General features: G+C 41.4%; 17 protein-coding genes. 11 read left to right on the plus strand and 6 right to left on the minus strand.

Annotation, left to right across the window (positions count from 1 at the left end; genetic code table 11):
* Positions 1-24 precede the first annotated feature (24 nt).
* The 3 genes from Q0976_RS13380 to Q0976_RS13390 are packed head-to-tail and all read right to left on the minus strand — an operon-like array spanning position 25 to position 2,815.
* On the minus strand, positions 25-846 hold the full coding sequence (locus Q0976_RS13380) for an MBL fold metallo-hydrolase (RefSeq protein WP_299494331.1): 822 nt from the start codon (positions 844-846) through the stop codon (positions 25-27).
* Complete coding sequence (locus tag Q0976_RS13385) at positions 840-1,817, minus strand: NAD(P)-dependent oxidoreductase (RefSeq protein ID WP_299494332.1); 978 nt, start codon at positions 1,815-1,817, stop codon at positions 840-842. The genes Q0976_RS13380 and Q0976_RS13385 overlap by 7 nt, the downstream gene beginning before the upstream one ends.
* Positions 1,814-2,815, minus strand: coding sequence for a 3-oxoacyl-[acyl-carrier-protein] synthase III C-terminal domain-containing protein (locus Q0976_RS13390; protein ID WP_299494334.1), 1,002 nt, complete (start codon positions 2,813-2,815; stop codon positions 1,814-1,816). The genes Q0976_RS13385 and Q0976_RS13390 overlap by 4 nt, the downstream gene beginning before the upstream one ends.
* 577 nt (positions 2,816-3,392) lie before the next feature.
* Between Q0976_RS13390 and Q0976_RS13395 the strand changes: the two genes are divergently transcribed.
* Positions 3,393-3,770 (plus strand): hypothetical protein, encoded by a 378-nt coding sequence (locus Q0976_RS13395; RefSeq protein WP_299494335.1) that lies wholly within the window; start codon positions 3,393-3,395, stop codon positions 3,768-3,770.
* A 283-nt stretch (positions 3,771-4,053) separates the two neighbouring features.
* On the plus strand, positions 4,054-6,165 hold the full coding sequence (locus Q0976_RS13400) for a S9 family peptidase (RefSeq protein ID WP_299494336.1): 2,112 nt from the start codon (positions 4,054-4,056) through the stop codon (positions 6,163-6,165).
* Between the two features lie 55 nt (positions 6,166-6,220).
* On the opposite strand, the gene Q0976_RS13405 is transcribed toward Q0976_RS13400, so the two are convergent.
* Positions 6,221-7,537, minus strand: a complete 1,317-nt coding sequence (locus tag Q0976_RS13405; protein WP_299494337.1) for a citrate:proton symporter — start codon at positions 7,535-7,537, stop codon at positions 6,221-6,223.
* A gap of 426 nt (positions 7,538-7,963) precedes the next feature.
* Here Q0976_RS13405 and Q0976_RS13410 point away from each other — a divergent pair, with 426 nt between their 5' ends.
* Complete coding sequence (locus tag Q0976_RS13410) at positions 7,964-9,784, plus strand: choice-of-anchor I family protein (protein ID WP_299494338.1); 1,821 nt, start codon at positions 7,964-7,966, stop codon at positions 9,782-9,784.
* An 89-nt stretch (positions 9,785-9,873) separates the two neighbouring features.
* Here Q0976_RS13410 and Q0976_RS13415 read toward each other — a convergent pair whose 3' ends face one another.
* Entirely contained in the window at positions 9,874-10,224 is a 351-nt protein-coding gene (locus Q0976_RS13415; protein ID WP_299494340.1) for a hypothetical protein, read from the minus strand.
* A gap of 211 nt (positions 10,225-10,435) precedes the next feature.
* Between Q0976_RS13415 and Q0976_RS13420 the strand changes: the two genes are divergently transcribed.
* A complete protein-coding gene (locus tag Q0976_RS13420; RefSeq protein WP_299494342.1) occupies positions 10,436-11,200 on the plus strand; it encodes a Nif3-like dinuclear metal center hexameric protein in 765 nt (254 codons plus the stop codon).
* 251 nt (positions 11,201-11,451) lie between these two features.
* Positions 11,452-13,119, plus strand: coding sequence for a hypothetical protein (locus Q0976_RS13425; RefSeq protein WP_299494343.1), 1,668 nt, complete (start codon positions 11,452-11,454; stop codon positions 13,117-13,119).
* A gap of 136 nt (positions 13,120-13,255) precedes the next feature.
* Here Q0976_RS13425 and metG read toward each other — a convergent pair whose 3' ends face one another.
* Positions 13,256-15,334 carry a methionine--tRNA ligase gene (gene metG / locus Q0976_RS13430; protein ID WP_299494344.1) on the minus strand — a complete coding sequence of 693 codons (2,079 nt, stop codon included), beginning with the start codon at positions 15,332-15,334 and terminating at the stop codon, positions 13,256-13,258.
* A gap of 160 nt (positions 15,335-15,494) precedes the next feature.
* Between metG and apbC the strand changes: the two genes are divergently transcribed.
* The 6 genes from apbC to tmk all read left to right on the plus strand — a co-directional run bounded on the left by apbC (position 15,495) and on the right by tmk (position 20,520).
* Positions 15,495-16,604, plus strand: coding sequence for an iron-sulfur cluster carrier protein ApbC (apbC, locus tag Q0976_RS13435; RefSeq protein ID WP_299494345.1), 1,110 nt, complete (start codon positions 15,495-15,497; stop codon positions 16,602-16,604).
* 15 nt (positions 16,605-16,619) lie between these two features.
* Positions 16,620-17,258 (plus strand): uridine kinase, encoded by a 639-nt coding sequence (gene udk, locus Q0976_RS13440; protein ID WP_299494346.1) that lies wholly within the window; start codon positions 16,620-16,622, stop codon positions 17,256-17,258.
* Between the two features lie 32 nt (positions 17,259-17,290).
* On the plus strand, positions 17,291-17,875 hold the full coding sequence (gene dcd / locus Q0976_RS13445; RefSeq protein WP_299494347.1) for a dCTP deaminase: 585 nt from the start codon (positions 17,291-17,293) through the stop codon (positions 17,873-17,875).
* Between the two features lie 82 nt (positions 17,876-17,957).
* Complete coding sequence (pabC, locus tag Q0976_RS13450) at positions 17,958-18,776, plus strand: aminodeoxychorismate lyase (protein WP_299494349.1); 819 nt, start codon at positions 17,958-17,960, stop codon at positions 18,774-18,776.
* 26 nt (positions 18,777-18,802) lie between these two features.
* Complete coding sequence (mltG, locus tag Q0976_RS13455; RefSeq protein WP_299494351.1) at positions 18,803-19,810, plus strand: endolytic transglycosylase MltG; 1,008 nt, start codon at positions 18,803-18,805, stop codon at positions 19,808-19,810.
* Between the two features lie 92 nt (positions 19,811-19,902).
* Complete coding sequence (gene tmk / locus Q0976_RS13460) at positions 19,903-20,520, plus strand: dTMP kinase (RefSeq protein WP_299494352.1); 618 nt, start codon at positions 19,903-19,905, stop codon at positions 20,518-20,520.
* The last annotated feature ends 1 nt before the right edge of the window (position 20,521 follow it).

A 20,521-nucleotide genomic window follows, 5' to 3' on the forward strand; every position in this document is an offset into this window, starting at 1 on the left:
TATTTTCCCTATTCGTCGATTTCATCATAGCGTTAATGCTTCAATGGTTTTTTTACAGTGACTGGGAATAAGCGCAATGTCTTTATTACGGGCGTAGAGGTGAGATAATTTCTCTAAGGTATTGAGATACGCTTGCCCATTGTCCATGATGATGTGGGCTAATTTATTGGGTCTTGCGCCTTGGGTGTAAGCTTCTTGTGTCCAGCAAGCATCACCAATCAAAAAGGCGGTTTGCTGCGAATGCTCCAGCAGTAAACCAAAATGCCCAGCGGCATGGCCTGGTAAAGAAATAGCCAACATACTCCCATCATTGAATAGGTCATAACCTAAGTGAAAAGGGGCATAATGATAGGGTAAATTTAAAGGATGACTGTCTTCGATAAAGCGGCAACGATGAGTAAAGTCTTTGGGCAGCAGTTTAGGCAGATAGCCTTTAAGTAATCCTTTGAAACGACTCGTGTCATTAATGGCATTGAGTGCCTCCCGCGAGCAGACAAACTGTGCGTGTGGGAAGTCCATTAAACCCGCAATATGATCAGCATGGAAATGTGAAATGAAAATAACCCTTATTTCATCTGCGCCAATGCCCCTTAAAGCAAGCTGGGTAACCAGTTGTTCTTTATCACATAAGTGCATTGGGGTTAAGCTGCGATATAAACGTTCAGGGAAAGGTTGTGTGGCTTGTATAAAGCGTTTTGCATACCCGGTATCGAACAACACATACCCAAGTGTTGGGTGTTTTATGAGGCCGACATAGGCAGGAAATTGCATACTTTTCCAAGAGTGTCCTTGCATCACCATGGCTTCGGGATGGAAACAATGACCGACTTTTAATAAGGTTAGCATGGCGGCTCCGAATTAAAATATTGCTTTATTCCGTGCTCAAGGTCATAAATTGGACTGTATCCCAGTCGTGTTTTTGCTGCATTGATGTCTAGTGTTTGTGACTTGGCTAATAATCCTGCGCCATAGCAAGTGAGCAGTGGCTCTTTAGCGTTGAAGGCTTTAGCGATTACCTCCATTACCCGCGCGATGTTAGCCAAAATAGCATAAGATATTGGCAAAAACCGAACCGTTTGATGAGTGTGACGAGTTAACAAATTGATTAAAGTGTTTACTGTCATAGGCTCATCATTAGAGATATTAAAACAGTGTTTATTGATTTTTGGTGCTGTACCGGCCAAGTAGAGCGCATGGGCGACATTTTTGACATAGGTGATATCCACTAAGGCTCGACCTTGCGCGATTAAGGGGAAAAAACCTTTATCAAGTAAAGTCAATATACGGGGGAAGATGCTGGTATCGCCTTCACCTACGATGCCTCTTGGTCTGATGATCACAACTTCAGTGTCACCGCATTCATTGAGCATGACTTGTTCGCCCAGATATTTAGTCTTAGCATACTCATTGGCAAAGCCCGATGTCAGTACTTGGCTTTCTTTAATGTCCAGTTTGTCGGTAAAGTTAAAATAAACGCTGGTGGAAGACACATAAACACAACGTTTAATATGATGATGTTTAGCAGCCTTGAGCACATGCCTTGTGGCCGCAACATTGGCAAGATAAAAGGCCTCTTTTGATCCCCAAGCACTGGAAAAAGCAGCGCAATGAAAAATAACATCTGCGGTTTCAAACCCTGCAATGACATGACTTTCATGGGTTAAATCCACTACTTTAAAACGTGTTTGAGTGGAATTGAGTTTACGCCCTTTGACTTCATTTCTACCCAGAGCCAATACTTGATAACCCTGTTTTTCTAGATAGTGGACTAAGTGCGACCCTAAAAAGCCTGTGGCACCGGTGATAATGGCTTTCATCCCATCTCCAATATGATAGCGCCAAAACTTAATCCTGCTGATGTCCCCAGTAACATGATCTTATCGCCGCTGTTGACCTTGCCAGAGTTTAATAATTCATGAAGTGCAGATGGAATAGAAGTGGCAATCTGATTACCTCTATTTTTTAAAATGTTTACCATTTTACCTGGGGCAATATTGAGCCGTTTTTCAATATGCTGTAGTCCTAGTTGGCTGGCTTGATGGGGGATAACCCAATCAAGATCATCAATCTGATAGGGGGTTTTTTCCAGTGCCCGTTCGACAAAGCCCTTGATATGGTGGGTGGTCATTTTAAAGACAGATTTACCTTTCATCTCAAATAACTCAAAAGGTTGGTATTCGCCTTCTGTTTTAGAGGGTTGATGTAAGGTGCCATAGCCTCTGACTTGACAAAATTCAAAGCCTTCACTGTAGGTTTCAAAGTGACTGGCTAGGATCTGAGTCGCGTTTTGTGTTGCTTGGCTAACAATTAATGCTGCAGCGCCATCGCCAAATAAGCCGCCGGTTTCTCTTACGCTCCAATCAAGGCCAATAGAGGCGATTTCAGACGAGACAATGAGGATGTTCTTATAGCGCTGTGTAGAAAGTAAGGCATGGGCCACATCCAATGCTTTGACTGCACTTAGGCAAGTCATATTAATATCAAATGCCGGGATGGGGTGAATTAATGGTAGCTGTTTATGAATTTTTGCCGCACTACAAGGGATCAATTGCTCTAAGGTGCTACTGGCGGAAATAATACAATCAATATCATCAAGTGTAATGTCACTATTGTTTATTGCTTGCTCTATCGCGGCTACGGCCATGCTTGTTGGGGTTTCATGGGTGACATAATGGCGTGAAGCCACTCCAGTGGTTTTTTCCGTTTGCCCTTCAGGCCAACCTTGGCTTGCATCAATTTGGGTCGATTGAACAATGTATTCTGGTAGCGCAATACCTGTGCCACGAATATTGATAGCAGAATTGACGTTGTTCATATTATTACTTGAGGTATCCATATTTTTTATTAGGTGGTCCATATTATTGGTTGTTTATTTTTGAGTGATTGGGAGCAGGCGGATTTAATCTCTGACCTGCAATGTCATTGTTCATTTATTATTAAATTTATAATAGAATTTGAACGATTTATATCAGGTGAAAACCTGAGGATGATGAATTATTCTTTAAACTCATGTGGTTATGCTTTAGTGTAATAACTCTAAGTTTTTTGTGGGATCAATACCTTGTAAAGCTGAAGTCTTTATTCTTTGAAAAATATTAACTTTTGATGTGTTTTTTATTTTTAACTTTTTGCTATTTGCTATTTGCTATTTGCTATTTGTTTTCTCTTTTACAAGGAGGAATTGATGTCCCCCTTAATTTATGGGGTTAAGTTAATATTTAATAGCATCAATGAAAGAAAATAATTAAAAGTTGTTTTTGCGACACACTAAGAAACGTAAAGATTGCTAACTATTGCGGTTATTTTGCTAAGTTTGTCTTTTTTTGACAGCGAGCTTGATAGTTTACTGGTATAAAAAGGGCCATATAGAGGAGCAATGAGAGGAGAGAATAATGCTCGTATGGTTTAAACGGCAACTATTAGACCGATTTACTTCACAAAAGAGTGATGTTAACGGAATCACTCATAGCTATGATTTTTCTTATGGGATCTGGGAGAATATTGCCGATTTTTTTTATGGTGTGCATCAAGAAGAAGCCCAAAAAGCCTTATCTGATTTAGCGCATGTTCAGCAGTGTGATACTCAAAAATATGATGCTTTTCACCGATTACGTAAGCTTGCTTCAGACGTTTTTTACGATAAATTTATCGAAGAGGGCGTGAAAAATATTGATGGTTCTTGGGATATTACGATCCACATTAAAGGTTGGCATATTAATCAAGATATTTTACAGCTTAATCTAAAAGCAGTGAATGCCATGTCACAATAGGTTGCATGTTTAGCGTTAATGACTATTGGCATTAAAATAGTCCCATCAAGACAGTCACATTAAGACTGTGTGATGAAAGAGTAAGTAAAATTAGCAGGTGAATATACCCAAGTGAAACGCGCATCTTTGTTCTACTTGGGTATCGAGAGTAAGATTTACGGGACACGCCACAATAGAAAATAGGACTAATGAGCGGAAATAGTGATTTTACCTTGCCCAAGTGGTTTTTTTTGGCTAGTGTGGCGCCATAATATTTACATTTATCCAACAAAGACCCGTGTTTATGAAAAAAAAATGCTTACTTTTGGCACTTGCCTCCATTAGCTCATTGAGTATGCTGTCGGCCTTTGCGACAAATAATATGAGCGCCGCTTCGAGTTCTCAATCTGCTTTTTCAGCGCCTTTCACAGTAAAAGATTTAGTTAATCTGAACAAGTTAGGTTCGCCAACATTATCCCCTGATGGCTCAAAGCTGGTGTATAGTATAAAAAAAATAAATAAGGATGGTGTGGCCCAGTCTAATCTTTATTTGCAGAATTTAACGGCCAATGAAGATGGAGAGAACGTTGGGCATGAGGTTATTCAGCTAACCTCCTCATCAAGCACTGAGTACAATGCGACATTTTCAATAGACGGTAAGGCCGTTTACTTTCTTGCTAACCGTACAGGTTTAGATCAGTTATATCGTTTGTCATTAGCGGGTGGAGAAGCCATGCCTGTGACTGATTTGCCACTGGGAATAGAAGGCTTCAAGCTTTCTCCTGATGGCAAACAAGTCTTGTTTATCATGCGAGTGGTACCTGAATGTGACACGCTTATGTGTTCAAAAGATAAGTTTGATGCTGAAAAGAACCGTAAATCGACGGGGCGAGTATATGATCAGTTAATGGTGCGTCATTGGGATACTTGGTATGATCATGCCAGAAGTCATTTATTCATCGCCGAGCTTAATGATGCCATCATAAACGATGCCATTGATATCACCAAAGGGCTAGATACTGAAACGCCGCCGAAACCTTTCTCCGGCCTAGAAGAAGCCACCTTTACGCCTGATAGCCAATATGTTGTTTATAGTGCCAAAGCCCCGAGTCATACACAAGCTTGGACAACCAATTATGACCTTTGGAAAGTACCTATTAAAGGGGGGGAAGCTGTTAATTTAACTGAGAAAAATAAAGCATGGGATTCCCATCCTGTTTTTTCTTCCGATGGCCGTTATCTTGCTTACCTTGCGATGAAACAGCCGGGGTTTGAGGCAGATAGAAATCGTATTATGTTACGCGATATGGTGACAGGTCAAGAAAAAGAAGTCGCCCCCCTTTGGGATCGAAGTCCGCATTCTGTGCAATTTGGTTCAGACGATAAAACCTTATATGTTACCGCGCAAGATCTTGGGCAAGTGTCTTTGTTTGAAGTGAATACCCAATTTGGTGATGTGCGGGCGATTTATAATGAAGGGTATAATAATATTGTCGGCATTACGGCTAATAATATTGTATTTACCCATAAAAGCTTAGTCCAACCCAGTGATTTGTTCTCAATTAATTTAGATGCTCAGAATTTACAACAACTGACTCAAGTTAATCAGAAGAAGCTTGCAAAGATCCAATTTGGCGAATTTGAGCAGTTTAGCTTTAAAGGCTGGAACAATGAAACGGTTTATGGTTACTGGATAAAGCCCGTTAATTATCAACAGGGTGATCGTTATCCCATAGCATTTCTGGTTCATGGTGGGCCTCAAGGTTCATTTGGTAATAATTTTAGCCGTCGTTGGAATGCTCAATTATGGGCGGGAGCCGGTTACGGTGTGGTGATGATTGATTTTCATGGCTCGACTGGCTACGGGCAAGCTTTTACCGACTCGATTACACAAGATTGGGGGGGGAAACCCCTTGAAGATCTGCAAAAAGGCTTAAACGCTGTCGTGAAACAACAACCTTGGTTGGATAAAAACCGTGCTTGTGCGCTAGGTGGCTCGTATGGTGGTTATATGATGAATTGGATTGAAGGCAATTGGCCTGATGGCTTTAAGTGCTTGGTGAACCATGCGGGTCTTTTTGATATGCGCTCTATGTACTATGTGACTGAAGAGCGTTGGTTCCCTGAATACGAATTTGGTGGAACGTATAATGACAATAAAGCCTTATATGAAAAGTTTAATCCTGTGAATTATTTAGATAATTGGAAAACGCCGATGTTGGTGATCCATGGTGAGAAAGATTTCAGGGTGCCTTACGATCAAGGCTTAGCAGCCTTTGGTTTTTTACAACGTAAAGGGATCCCTTCTGAGTTACTGATTTATCCTGATGAAAACCATTGGATCCTTAATCCTCATAATTTAGAGCAATGGTACGCCAATGTATTAGGTTGGTTGGATCGCTGGACGAAAAAGTAGTGCATGACTGATAAAAAACCAGAACTGATGTTCTGGTTTTTTATATTGATTTACCTCATACAATACCCAGCATGATGGCAACTATCAGTAACAGTATACTTAATCCCCAGATCCAAAAAAATGAATAGCGGATATGCCTGCCCATTTTTAATTCTGCCAGTCCGAGTCCAAGCCAAAGTGCGGGGGAAAAAGGACTGATAAAGGTGCCGAGAATATTACCGATGATCATGGCATATATGGCGGATTGTGAATTGACACCTACATTAGAAGTAATGTGTTCAACAATGGGAACCAATGCGAAATAGTATGCATCCGTGTTTAAAATGAGTTCAAAAGGGGCGCCGAGCAGACCAATAATAATGTGCAAATAAGGCAAAATTGCATTGGGAAGCACAGTGACAATATCTTGTGCGAGGGCATTTAGCATTTTTGTACCCGTTAAAATGCCCAAAAAAGCCCCTGCAGACAGAATAATACATCCCATTAGTACAGCACTGGGTGCATGGGCTTTTATCCTGTCCATTTGATCGCTCACTTTTGAGTAATTAAGAGATAGCGCCAAACTGACACCTATCATGAAGGTGAATCCTGAAGGAATAATCCCCCATAAGAGCAAACCTATGACACTTAACGTCAGCAAGACATTCATTGCTAACTTTTTAGGTTGTGTATTGGATGTTGATAAGGTGGCGGGGGATTTAGAACCGTCGTTATTATGAGCCATTTCATTGAGTGAATGTTGAAGCGGAGGCAAGTTAGCGATACGTCGTTTTTCTCGAACCCCCAATAACATTGCCATTGGTACGAGCATGATTAAGGCAATGAATTGTAATGGTACCAATGGCCGCCAAAGATCGGTGGGATTCATGGATAATAATGCTGCGGCCCGACCAATGGGCCCAGCCCAAGGTAGCATGTTCATAATACTGGCACTGGCACCCACTAATAACAGCAGTAAATAGGGACTCATACGTAAACGTCGGTATAAGGGCAGTAAAGCTGGAATAGTAATGAGAAAAGTAGAGGCGCCAGAGCCGTCAAGATGTGCAATGGCCGCAATAAAGACAGTGCCGATGACAACAGATTGAATGCTTCCATGAGACAGAGCGACCATTTTATTGATCATTGGTGTGAATAAACCCACATCATTCATGATCCCAAAATAAATAATGGCAAAAATAAACATGATGACAATAGGAAAGACTTTTTGGGCGCCGCTATTAAAGTAAAGTCCAATATCATGAATACTGGTACCTGCAACCAGTGCACCTATGATTGGCACAATAATTAATGCCGTTATTGGACTGGTTTTTTCCGTTAGCAGTAATCCTACAATAGTGATAATGGTGATAAAGCCAATGATCCCGAGCATGGCCACTCCTTCATTTTAGTTGTTATTAGGTGGTGGACGTATGGGCAGTCCATCAGAATAATTATTTCACGTAGACTTGAAATGTGTGATGACACATGTTTCTTCATCGTTTGCCTGTTATATTTTCCAAGTATTCCACAATAAAAGGGACCTTGATGAAAACACAAGCTCTCATGATCATTTCATTTAAAATCCCTCTCAAACTTTATTCAAATGTATTTTTTAGGTTTCATTTAATTGTTATTTAGTTGTCATATTTTGTTCTTTGTTGTGCTTTATGCTGAATTTAGGATGCTTTTTGTTAGTAAAGCTTTATTACCCGTGATACTCCCAGTTGCAATATTCAGCTGGAAGTATTACGGGTGTAGCGTACGGATGAAATGCCATTAAGAACCGCAAGTCACATTCAAAGGAATTGCAACACAGATGAAATCATTAAGATTGATATTACTCACCCTGCTGTCGAGCTTGTTATTGATGGCTTGTGAAGATGGTACTGAAGACAAGGTTATAAGTAACGAAAGCAATGTGTCTTTGAGTGCGTTGGCGCCTGTCACATCTCAGGTTTCTTCTATTGGGCTATGTGACGATAAATTGATTGTTGACGATGACAATTGTTCTCATTCAAGTAGATTGTCAATGCAGCTTATTGCACGATATGCCTCAAACGCGTTTGGTGTGAGTGCGGCTGAAATTGTCGATTTTCATCCAGAAACGTCACAGCTTTTTGTGATTAATGCACAAAGTGGAAAGGTGGATATATTGGATGGAACATTGCTTGTAACAGCAGAACCTGTGGGCCATGAAGCATCATTAGTGCTTAATAATATGGTTAAAGTAGATGAAATCGATATTGAAAATGATGTTGGCTTATTGCATTTAGGCGGGGTGAATAGCCTCGCTATTTATCAAGATTTATTAGCGGTTGCGATTGAGCGAGGTGATTCACAAGGCAATGGGAAACAAGGTAAAGGTTTAGTGGCTTTTTATCGAGTGATGGAAGAGGGGGGAAGACAGTTTATTCATGCTGTTGAGGTGGGTTATTTACCTGATAATATCGTGTTTACGCCCAATGGTGCTCAGTTATTGATTGCCAATGAAGGTGAGCCTAATGATGATTATAGCGTGGATCCTGTTGGCAGCATTTCAGTGATTGATATTCTTGATAACACCCCTGCCACACAGGCGACTCATATTGATTTTACAGACTTTAATCAAGGAGAAGTGCGTTATAATGAACTCAGTAACCTGATTAAAATCAATGGTCCTAATTCGAGTGTTGCACAAGATTTAGAGCCTGAATACATCAGTATTAGTGAAAACAGTCAAATGGCTTATGTGAGCTTACAAGAAAATAATGCCATCGCAAAAGTGAATTTATTGAGTATGACCATTGAATCAATATGGCCTTTAGGATTGAAAGACTTTGGTGTTGCGGGCAATGAAATCGATGCTAGCGATAAAGATGAGGGTATTAATATTCAGCCTTATTTAGGTGTCTATGGCCTTTATCAACCGGATACGATTGCCAGTTATCGCTGGAATAATGCCGATTTTATTGTGTCTGCTAATGAAGGTGATGCACGTGATTATGAGGGTTTTTCAGAAGAAGTGCGTGCTGAGGGTTTAACATTGACTGCCGAGCATCCTCAATATCTGGCCGCGCAAGATAAAACCCAGTTAGGGCGTTTAAAAGTCACAAGGAGTATGGGAGATGAGCAGGGTGATGGTGACTATGAACAATTAATCAGTTTTGGTGGACGTTCATTTTCTATTTGGGATCAAAATGGTGTATTAGTTTTTGATAGTGGTAGTGACTTTGTTCGAATCACCGCAGCAGTACTTGGGCAGCATTTTAATAATAATAATGATCAAAACAAAGGTGATAGCCGCAGTGATGATAAAGGTGTTGAGCCAGAAGCATTAGCATTAGGTCAAATCGGTCATCGTCATTATGCGTTCGTTGGCTTAGAGCGTGTCGGCGGGATCATGATTTATGATGTGACAAATCCATTTGATGTGTTTTTTGTCGATTACGTGATTAATCGAGACATGAGCATTGATTTTTCTATTGATAAAAAAGACATCGATGGAAAGAAGATTGAGGGCGATCCCAGTGTTGTGGGCGATTTAGGGCCTGAAGGAATGAGGTTCATTTCAGCGGACAAGAGTCCATCTGGTGAGGCACTATTGATTGTTGCTAATGAAGTGAGTGGCAGTACCAGTGTTTATCAATTGACAGAATGAAAGGTATAAGGTGGCAACGCTTAACAAGTTAACCTCCCTGGCACGTTACTTTTGTGGTGAGGTGTCAGGAAGGTGAGTGCGATTACTGATTAAAAACCACGGGGTAATTGCCCTTGCCCAGCCAATTTTTGACGCCATAATTCTTTTGGCGTTTGCCCTGATGTTTTTGTGGTTGTTTGTGTGTGGGCAACCTTAACGGTTTTGACTTTAGCCGCGGTGGGGCTGCTGGTTTGTACTGTTGTTGGTGTATCAGCTTTTTGTGTGCCAGTTTCAGTATTAAACTCTGCAAACATAGATTCTAATTCACTGAAACGTAGAGATTTACCGCCATCGATTTTGTACCAGCTTCCTTTTTGCTCAATAGAGACTGTTTTGCCTTGTTGGCTTGTTAAAAAGCCTTCAAGCTGGCTGATAACTTCTTCTTTGGTCAGTTTAGACATAGTTGTAACCTGTTAATTTTTTGTGTGTACATAACGAATTGGCGTGATTTTATAGGGTAAAGCACACAGATGTCCAATTTCCGGTGAAATTGGCCTTTTTTTATGCATTTTTTAACGATAACAGATAATGCATTAAGCATGGGTTAAGTTATAGATAAATACCCTAAATCGGTTACAATATTGTTTTTATCGTTGGCGTTAGGGTGATCCCATGTTGCGTACTGAATTAACGCAGTATTTAACTTCTTTTTTGAATATCAACGCGTTTAAAGATTATGCCCCCAATGGGTTACAAGTTGAGGGAGCGAATGAGATCCACACCATAGTCACTGGTGTAACGGCCTGTCAGGCATTAATTGATAAAGCCATTGCATTAAAGGCGGATGCAATTTTAGTGCATCATGGTTTTTTTTGGAAAAATGAGCCTGAAGTGATCACAGGCATGAAGCAAAAACGTATTAAAGCTTTGCTTGAGAATAATATTAATTTATATGGATATCATTTGCCTTTAGATGCACACCCTGAAGTGGGTAATAACGTTGAGCTTGGGCGTCAATTGGGGTTGAATAATATCCAAGTGGTTGAGAATTTACCGAGTTTATCAACCCCAGGGTTATTGTGGCAGGGGGCACTGCCTGAAAAAATGCCAGCCAGTGATTTTGCAGCATACTTAAAAGCTGTACTTGGGCGTAAAGCCTTGCATTTGGGAGATGAAAATCAAATTGTTGAGTCGGTTGCTTGGTGCACAGGCGGCGCCCAAGATTATATTGATTTAGCGGCGCAGTTAGGCGTAGATGCCTTTATCAGTGGAGAAGTGTCTGAGCGTACCTTTCATTGTGCCATCGAGCAAAATATTCACTATTTTGCTGCAGGACATCACGCCACTGAGCGTTATGGTATTCAAGCATTAGGCCGACATTTGGAGGCTAAATTTGGCTTGACACAGCATTTTATCGATATCGATAATCCAGTGTAATAGGCTGCTATTTTTTAATGTGGTTTGTTTTTTAATTTTAGTAGCATGTGTGTGAGTCATTGCTATATTGGTGTACTCCATTTTAAACATTACAGTGACCTTTAGGCTAAAATCGAAAAAGTCGAAAGTTATATGGAGTCTCGTGGGAGAAAAGTGATAGAAACTAACAAAATTGATATTAAATGGAACAATAAATACTTACCCTTTCCTTGAACGATTAACTTTCAAAGTGTCATGTAATGGGGAGTAGAATGGAAGTTTCTGGGACAATTTCAAACATAATGGTTGATTTGAATCAACTTAAAAACAATGATTACGAGTATGGTTTCGTAGAAAAAGCGTTTGATACCTTCAAAGACTTATTTTGTTGGAGTAACCGAGTGGCAGCAAAAACGCTTTTCATTGAGATGATGACGAATGAGTCATTAACAAAAGAGCAGTTTGTTCAAAAGTTCAATGAACTAAGTGAATTAGCATCTGCCACGGGTAAAAAGGAATTTACAATCGATACGAATGGCAATGGCGACTTGTCTTATAAGGTTAGCCAACTTATTTTAAAAACGTTTCCATTTGAGCGAGTGCATGATCCATTGCCTTTGAATATTGAAGGATCTGAACTGGATGAAACAGACAGTCATATCAGTAGTGATACGAAGAGCAGCACCATGAGTTCATCGGTGAAAGGCAGCCTACCTCAATCAGAGAGCGACATTATCGAGCCTGCTCCTCCTTTGATGTCACAAGGGAAGCAATTACGTGCTCAAAATACGCCTATTGTATTGTTACCGCAAATGACCTTAAGTGATCTATTGAGTCGAATGGGTGAAAATGTCTCTAGTTGTCAAAAAGTCACTGAGTTATTGATGATGAAGAGCGAATTAAACAATGATGAAGCTGGAGTGGCAAGAAGGTTATATTCTGAATTACAGTCTGAACAACTGACATTTTTACTGAATCCTCAAGAACCAATACAATCAGTGGTTCAGTTTACCGATGATGAAATCATTAAGCGATTTTATGATCGAGATTTTCAATACCTAGATCAGCTGCTTAGATTAACTGGAGAAGACATTGACAATGCACCGCGGGCAATGGAAATATTATCTTCACCTAAGTTAAGTCAGTTGAAGAAGGCGCAAATTCTATTAAGTGACCTGAACATTTCTATACAACAAAAAGAAATGCGTAACGTTGAGTTACTCCGCGATAATCAGTTTAGAGAGGGGCTATTTTCAACGGACGGGAAAAAACGTCCTCCCGTTACCATCGGATCAAGTTATACAGTAATGGAAACCATTCGTGACGAGCGTGGACAATGGATAGGAGATAAAGCGCTTCATAGTGTTAAAGGAGAGTATTTCGCGATCAAAACCCTTGATAATGGTGATTGTTCCATTGCCAGTATCGGGCTTGATCCTAAAGAGATGAGAACGAAAAAGTATGTCGATAATATGATCCAAACGATTGTGAGTAGTGGCACTATTGAGCAAAAAGAAGCACTATTGTTTGCATTACGAAGTGTTGCAGCAGAGGTAAATAATATGCCTGAGTTGCAGTTGGAGGCCTTATATTTGGCAACTCCTAATAATTTAGCTCTGCTTGATATGACATCACTAAAAACACGATTAGCAACACCAGGGTTATATTTGACTCAGCAAGAGCTTGGTCTCATCGCTGCGAGTAAAAATATAAAGGTTATTCTAGTTCAATTTAACAAGAATGATATTCGTAACATGGACAATTTTACTGATATTCAAACCGTGGATACAACGACTAAGTCAGTAGAGTTAGGGGATAAGAGTAGTCAAACGGTGAAACACGTTTTAATGTCGCCTAATTCGCTGTCAAGTAATGTCAAGGCGCCAACGCATTTTTCAACTTTGAAGGTGATAGAAGAAAACACTACACAACTGCACTAGGGCTTAATATATGATTATGTGATCCCTTATTGAAAGCACTTTCGATAAAAAAGCCGCTCTTATTAAAGATGCGGCTTTTTTATTTGTGTTATCCCCGTGATTGAGCGATCCTCTGTTACGGGGATAAAAGTGCGGCTTATTTCACTTTCATACCGGGTTGAGCGCCGTCATGGGGTTCCATGATCCATAAGTCCTTACCACCTGGACCTGCGGCTAATACCATGCCTTCTGAGGTGCCAAAACGCATCTCACGCGGAGCAAGGTTAGCCACCATCACAGTGAGCTTACCAGTCAACTCTTCAGGGGAATAAGCAGATTTGATACCAGCAAACACTTGCTTGGTTTCGCCGCCTAAATCCAGCTCTAAACGCAGTAACTTCTTCGCTTCTTTCACATGCTCAGCTTTGGCAATGCGGGCGATACGCAAGTCAATTTTAGCAAAGTCATCAAAGCTTATTTCAGGGCTGATAGGCTCTTGTTCAAGGGGAGATTGATGAGCGGTGCCGTCTTGCTGTTTTGCTTCCCCTTTCGTTTCTGTTGTGTTGGCTTTACTTGTATCCGCTACTTGCAGATTTTCTGTGGAGGCGTCGATGATGGCTTGAATATTTTTCATGTCAACACGCTGCATTAAGGCTTTAAAAGGAGTGATTGTATGGCCGGTAAGATCCGTATTTAAGCCATTCCAAGTCAGTTCTAGTTGTAAGAATGCTTCCACATCACTGGCAAGTTTAGGCAATACAGGCTTTAAGTAAGTACACAGAATACGGAATAAATTCAGTGCATGGCTACAAACTTGATGAGCCTGTGCTTGAGTTTCTTCTTGCTTGATCAATTGCCATGGCGCAGCTTCTGCCACAAAGGCATTGGCCAAGTCGGCTAGTGCCATAATCTCGCGCATGGCTTTGCCGTATTCTCGGGTTTCATAACACTCAGCAATAGCGTCTTGCTTGGCTAAGAAAGTGTCAGTAAGGCTATTGTCGGCCACTTTCGCTAATTTGCCATCAAAACGTTTGTTAATAAACCCGGCAGTACGAGAAGCAAGGTTGACGAGTTTACCCACCAGATCAGAATTGACGCGTTGGGCGAAATCTTCAAGGTTTAAATCTAAATCATCGATACGGCTACTGAGTTTTGCGGCGTAATAATAACGTAAGTATTCAGGATTTAAGTTATCTAAATAGGTACGAGCCTTAATGAAGGTACCTTTTGATTTAGACATTTTAGCGCCATTGACGGTGACATAACCATGAGCATAAACGCTGGTGGGTTTACGCAGCCCTGCGCCTTCTAGCATGGCAGGCCAGAATAGACTGTGGAAGTAGACAATGTCTTTGCCGATAAAGTGGTACACCTCAGCGGTTGAATCTTTAGCCCAAAAATCATCAAATTTGATATCGTCACGTTTATCACACAGGTTTTTAAATGAACCCATGTAGCCGATAGGCGCATCTAACCAAACATAAAAGAATTTACCCGGGGCATCGGGAATTTCAAAACCAAAGTAAGGCGCATCACGGGAGATATCCCATTGTTGTAAGCCTTGCTCAAACCATTCTCCCAGTTTATTCGCCATTTCAGTTTGTAATGACCCAGAATTAATCCATTCTTTTAACATGCTTTCAAAAGCAGGTAGGTCAAAAAAGAAGTGCTCTGAGTCTTTCATGATGGGCGTCGCACCGGAGACTGCAGATTTTGGATTGATTAAATCTGTTGTGCTGTAAGTTGCACCGCAGTTGTCACAATTGTCACCATATTGATCGTCAGAGTGACAGCGAGGACAAGTGCCTTTGACAAAACGATCCGGTAAAAACATCGATTTTTCAGGATCAAATAACTGTGAAATGGTCTTAGTTTTGATATAACCGCCAGCACGTAATTTGAGATAAATCTCGCTAGCAAGAGCCTTATTTTCTTCGCTGTGAGTGCTATGAAAATTATCAAATTGAATATTAAAATCGGCAAAATCTTGCTGGTGCTCTTCTTGCACTTGAGCAATCATGGCTTCAGGGGTAATCCCCAGCTGCTGTGCTTTGAGCATGATAGGCGTACCATGGGCATCATCGGCACAAATATAATAACATTCATGCCCACGCAATTTTTGATAGCGTGACCAGATGTCTGTTTGAATATATTCCAACATATGCCCTAAGTGTATGGGGCCGTTGGCATAGGGTAGTGCACTTGTCACTAGTATTTTACGTTGTGAATTTGCCATCTTGTCTCTAAATTGTGTGATGCTCAAAAAGTATGGGGTAGATACTAACCGATCCGTTAAAGACTTTCATTAAAAGCTGATGTAAGTGGATTAAATTCAGACTAATGTTTGCCTCAATATCTGCTACAATTGCACAACTTTTATTTTAGGGAGTGATATTTTGCCTTCATTTTGCCCAGCATTTTCACTGAATGAACCGTTATTGACCCCAGTGTTAAGTCATTTAGCGTTAGTCATGGATGAACATCTTGGACGCAGTTTATTAGAGGCCGATATTGTCAAAGATGTGGCGCTGAACGGGCGTTGCCTTGACATTGCCTTAACGTTTCCTTATCCCTGTTACTCTCAAAAAGCGGCGATTGAAAAAAAAATAGCGGCGACATTAAGCGCAATCACTGAAATTGATACGGTGAAATGTCACATTGACTTTGATTTTGCTGTACAATCCCCGCAAACTCAGTCACCCATTAATAATGTTAAGCACGTCATTGCTGTGGCATCGGGTAAAGGTGGCGTGGGGAAATCCACTACAGCGGTGAATTTAGCCTTGGCATTAGCGGCTGAAGGGGCAAAAGTTGGGGTGTTAGACGCTGATATTTATGGCCCTTCCATTCCCATTATGCTTGGGATCCCGAACTTTAAGCCTGTATCGCCAGATGGCAAGGTGATGATGCCTGCTAATGTACATGGCATTGTGGCACAATCTATTGGTTTTATTGTCGATACAGAGCAAGCGGCCGTGTGGCGAGGCCCTATGGCTGCAGGCGCATTAGTGCAATTAATTAATGAAACCCAGTGGCCTGAATTGGATTATATGGTGATTGATTTACCACCAGGGACGGGGGATATTCAGTTAACCTTATCGCAAAAAGTACCACTGAGTGGTGCTGTCATTGTGACAACGCCACAAGATATCGCACTGGCCGATGCTCAAAAAGGCATCAATATGTTTCAAAAGGTGAATGTCCCTGTATTGGGCATTGTGGAAAACATGAGTTTCCACCTATGTAGCCAGTGTGGGCATCAAGAGCATCCATTTGGTCGAGATGGTGGGCAAAAAATGGCGACACGTTACGGATTACCTTTGTTAGGGCAACTACCATTGACCTTGGCAATTCGAGAAGACGTGGATAAAGGGGTACCGAGTGTGGTGGCAACACCTCACAATGATATTGCACAATTGTATCTAGCGATTGCTAGGCAAGTGGGTGCAGAATTAGCGTTGTCTAAAGCGCAACCAACCGTTTCTATTAGTATGTCGAATGAATAAGGGTTTAGAATACAAATGAATTCACAGCAGTGTGTGATTATTGGGATTGCAGGGGCGTCTGCGTCGGGTAAAAGTTTAATTGCTAAAACGATTTTTGAAGAGTTATGCAGTGATTTAGGCACAGATCAAATTGGTGTGATTTCAGAAGATGCTTATTATCGTGATCAAAGCCATTTGTCGATGGAGCAGCGTGTTTTAACCAATTATGATCACCCTAAAGCGTTAGACCATGAGTTATTGTGTTGTCATTTGCAACAACTTAAAAATGGTGAATCTGCTGACATTCCCGTTTACAGTTATAAAGAACACACTCGAACTGACGAAACCTTATCTTTAACGCCCAAAAAGGTGATTATTTTAGAGGGCATTTTATTACTTACCGATCCTGCGCTGCGTGATGTCATGGATGCCACTGTCTTTATGGATACGCCTTTAGATATTTGTTTTATGCGTCGCTTATCTCGTGATGTGGCAGAGCGAGGCCGTACCATGCAGTCAGTGATGTCGCAGTACACCGAAACGGTACGTCCGATGTTTTTACAGTTCATTGAACCGTCAAAACAGTATGCTGATATCATAGTGCCTCGTGGCGGGAAAAACCGTATTGCCACTGATATTTTAAAAGCTAGAATTCAACATTTGCTCGCAAAATAACGGCTAAGAGTGATTTTAGAGGATAATGAAATATGCGTTTAACCGATATTGAAATAGAAGCGTGTTTAGATGATGGTACCATTATTATGGAGCCTCGTCCAAGCTCTGAGGCCATCAGTGGGGTGAGTGTTGATGTTAAACTGGGCAATCAGTTTCGGGTGTTTAAAGATCACACTGCGCCTTTTATCGATTTGAGTGGCCCAAGTACGCAAGTTCAAGCGGCGCTAGACAGAGTGATGAGTGATACCATAGTGATTGCTGATGATGAGTCTTTTTTCCTTCATCCAGGGGAATTGGCGCTGTCAATTACACATGAAAATGTGACTTTACCGGCAGATATTGTGGGTTGGTTAGACGGCCGTTCATCGTTAGCAAGGCTAGGTTTAATGGTGCATGTGACCGCTCACCGTATTGATCCGGGTTGGCAAGGTAAAATCGTACTTGAATTTTATAACAGTGGTAAGTTGCCGTTAGCATTAAAACCTTTGATGACCATAGGTGCGCTTAACTTTGAACGTTTAAGACACGCTGTGGCAAAGCCTTATAACACGCGTAAAAGTGCGAAGTATAAAGATCAGCAAGAAGCGGTGGCTAGCCGTATTAGCCAAGATAATTAACAAAAAAGAGGACACTGCTTGCTGCCTCAGTTGTTTTTTATTTTGATTAACAGCGTGGCAAGTATCAATGCAAGGTTAAAGCATGATGACAGTCTGGGTTAATGGTGTTGAAAATGGTCAAGTGAAGCCTGTAGATAGAGGGCTGGCTTACGGTGATGGTTTATTTGCCACTATGCGAGTCAGTCATCATGAGATACAGTTTTTGACAGGCCATTTTAATCGGCTGTCCCAAGGCGCCAAACGTCTCGGATTTGATTGGCAAGCGTCACCCACATTAAAGGCACATTTACATCAGCAAGCTTTAACAATGGAGCACGGCTGTATTAAATTGTTATTAACCCGTGGCTCTGGCGGTCGAGGGTATGCCGCGCCGTCACAATTAGACATCACTGAAGTGGTGTCAACCCATCCCATTCCTAAGCATTATCCACTCTGGCAACAACGAGGTATTGCATTAGTGAGTAGTGATGTTACTTTGGGCAGACAACCTCGGTTAGCCGGTATCAAACATTGTAATCGTCTTGAGCAAGTTCTGATAAAGTCAGTGCCCATTCCTTTAGGTTTTGATGATTATTTGGTATTGGATGAGCAAGATTTGGTGATAGAGTCATCCATGGCCAATCTTTTTTTTGTGGATAAAGAGCAAGCGGTTTATACCCCTGCACTCAGTCACAGTGGCGTGGCGGGTATGATGCGGGAGCAAGTCATTAATGGCATATTAGCGTTGGGTTTTTCGGTGCATGTGAAACCCATACCAATAAGCCGGTTGACTGATTTTTCTGCTGCTTTTGTCACTAACAGTTTACTGGGAGTGGTGGATGTGACTCGCATTAATGATGTGATGTACACCAGCGACCCTTTAACACAGATGTTACGTACAGAATTGAACTTGGTTTTGTAAACTGGTCAGTATTTTAGGTTGTGAAAATGAAGAAAGTAGCGATAGGTTTGATAGCGAGTAGTTTGATGGTATTGCTGTTAGCCGCAATGGGGGCCTATTGGGCTTATCAAACCTTGTTGGAATATGGACAAAGTCCCATTGAGACATCGACACCGGTAGAGTTGCAAGTGGAGCGAGGCACCTCTTTCTATGAACTGGCTAAACAATTGCAATCCAAAGGACTCATCGATAATGCACAAAAATTGCGTTGGTTGGCCCGTATTAAACCCAGTATTGCGCATATTCGCTCTGGATTATATCAAGTCGAGCCCAGTGATACGATTGACAGCTTGTTACTCAAAATTGCCAAAAATCAAGAAAAGGTTTTTACGTTGACCTTAGTCGATGGATTGACAGTGAAGGAGTGGAGCACTCAATTGCAAAATGTGCCGCATATGACATATGAGCCTAATGTTTTTGATGAGGTGTTATTAGCCAATGGTGATGAGTCTCACTTACCTGAAGGCAAGTTTTTCCCTGACACGTATCAGTACCGTGCGGGTGAGTCACTGCGCGAGTTACTCAATACCAGTTATTTGAAAATGCAGCAGGAGTTAACCTTGGCTTGGGATAGTCGTGATGCGGATCTTCCGTTAACCTCTAAATATCAGCTACTCATTTTAGCATCGATTATTGAGAAAGAAACCGCTCAACCTCAAGAACGTCCTCAAATTGCAGCCGTTTTTATGAACCGTTTACGTAAAGGGATGCGTTTGCAGACCGATCCGACCGTGATTTACGGTATGGGCGAGCGTTATAAAGGCAATATAACGCGAAAAGATCTACGTGAAAAAACGCCTTTCAACACCTATCGAATTAAAGGGTTAACCCCGACTCCGATAGCAGCGCCTAGCTTGGCGGCGATTCAAGCTGCTGCACATCCTGCAGCCGTTAATTATTTATATTTTGTGTCTCGTAATGATGGCAGTCATGTGTTTTCTAATACCTTAAAAGAGCATAATCGTGCTGTGAATAAGTATCAACGAAATCGATAACCAGCGACATTTATGGTTATCTTACAGCAGTATTAATTAAGTGGTTTTGGAAGAAAAGAGTGCAAAATAACAACAATCAAGGTAAAAGTTCAATGGCGAAGTTTATTGTAATAGAAGGGCTTGAAGGAGCTGGTAAATCGAGTGCCATTGCCTTAGTCAGAGACTTTATTGAGAAAAAAGTGGGCTCTGTTCCTGTTTGTACACGAGAGCCTGGCGGAACGCCCCTTGCGGAAAAAATGCGCGACTTGGTTAAAATTGCCGATGAGCGCGATCCTCTTTGTGATGAAGCTGAGTGTCTACTGATTTATGCAGCCAGAGCACAATTGATTGCCAATGTCATAAAACCTGCGCTTGCTGACGGTCAGTGGGTATTGGGCGATCGGCATAATTTGTCATCCTTGGCTTATCAAGGGGGCGGACGTCAGCTTATGCCGTTGGTTGAGGCGGTCAGTGAGGCCACATTAGGTGATTTTAAACCTGATTTAACGCTATATTTAGATATTGCTCCACAATTAGGGCTTCAGCGGGCTGCAGCGCGAGGTGCATTAGACAGAATCGAGCAACAAACATTAGATTTTTTTGAAAGAGCACGCCGCACTTATCTGAACTTAGCCGCACGCGATCCTCGTATTGCTGTCATTGATGCCAGTCAATCAATGGCAGCTGTGCATAAAGACATCATTGCAGTATTACAAGCGCAAGGTTGGTGAT

Source organism: uncultured Shewanella sp. (assembly GCF_947501665.1).
Classification (GTDB): Bacteria; Pseudomonadota; Gammaproteobacteria; order Enterobacterales; family Shewanellaceae; genus Shewanella.

Coding starts and splice junctions, on each gene's coding strand:
- Q0976_RS13400 (WP_299494336.1), top strand. CDS start 4,054: ATGAAAAAAAAATGCTTACTTTTGGCACTTGCCTCCATTAGCTCATTG.
- udk (WP_299494346.1), top strand. CDS start 16,620: ATGAATTCACAGCAGTGTGTGATTATTGGGATTGCAGGGGCGTCTGCG.
- Q0976_RS13395 (WP_299494335.1), top strand. CDS start 3,393: ATGCTCGTATGGTTTAAACGGCAACTATTAGACCGATTTACTTCACAA.
- Q0976_RS13390 (WP_299494334.1), bottom strand. CDS start 2,815: ATGAACAACGTCAATTCTGCTATCAATATTCGTGGCACAGGTATTGCG.
- metG (WP_299494344.1), bottom strand. CDS start 15,334: ATGGCAAATTCACAACGTAAAATACTAGTGACAAGTGCACTACCCTAT.
- Q0976_RS13420 (WP_299494342.1), top strand. CDS start 10,436: ATGTTGCGTACTGAATTAACGCAGTATTTAACTTCTTTTTTGAATATC.
- Q0976_RS13405 (WP_299494337.1), bottom strand. CDS start 7,537: ATGCTCGGGATCATTGGCTTTATCACCATTATCACTATTGTAGGATTA.
- tmk (WP_299494352.1), top strand. CDS start 19,903: ATGGCGAAGTTTATTGTAATAGAAGGGCTTGAAGGAGCTGGTAAATCG.
- dcd (WP_299494347.1), top strand. CDS start 17,291: ATGCGTTTAACCGATATTGAAATAGAAGCGTGTTTAGATGATGGTACC.
- Q0976_RS13380 (WP_299494331.1), bottom strand. CDS start 846: ATGCTAACCTTATTAAAAGTCGGTCATTGTTTCCATCCCGAAGCCATG.
- Q0976_RS13410 (WP_299494338.1), top strand. CDS start 7,964: ATGAAATCATTAAGATTGATATTACTCACCCTGCTGTCGAGCTTGTTA.
- pabC (WP_299494349.1), top strand. CDS start 17,958: ATGATGACAGTCTGGGTTAATGGTGTTGAAAATGGTCAAGTGAAGCCT.
- Q0976_RS13415 (WP_299494340.1), bottom strand. CDS start 10,224: ATGTCTAAACTGACCAAAGAAGAAGTTATCAGCCAGCTTGAAGGCTTT.
- Q0976_RS13385 (WP_299494332.1), bottom strand. CDS start 1,817: ATGAAAGCCATTATCACCGGTGCCACAGGCTTTTTAGGGTCGCACTTA.
- mltG (WP_299494351.1), top strand. CDS start 18,803: ATGAAGAAAGTAGCGATAGGTTTGATAGCGAGTAGTTTGATGGTATTG.
- Q0976_RS13425 (WP_299494343.1), top strand. CDS start 11,452: ATGGAAGTTTCTGGGACAATTTCAAACATAATGGTTGATTTGAATCAA.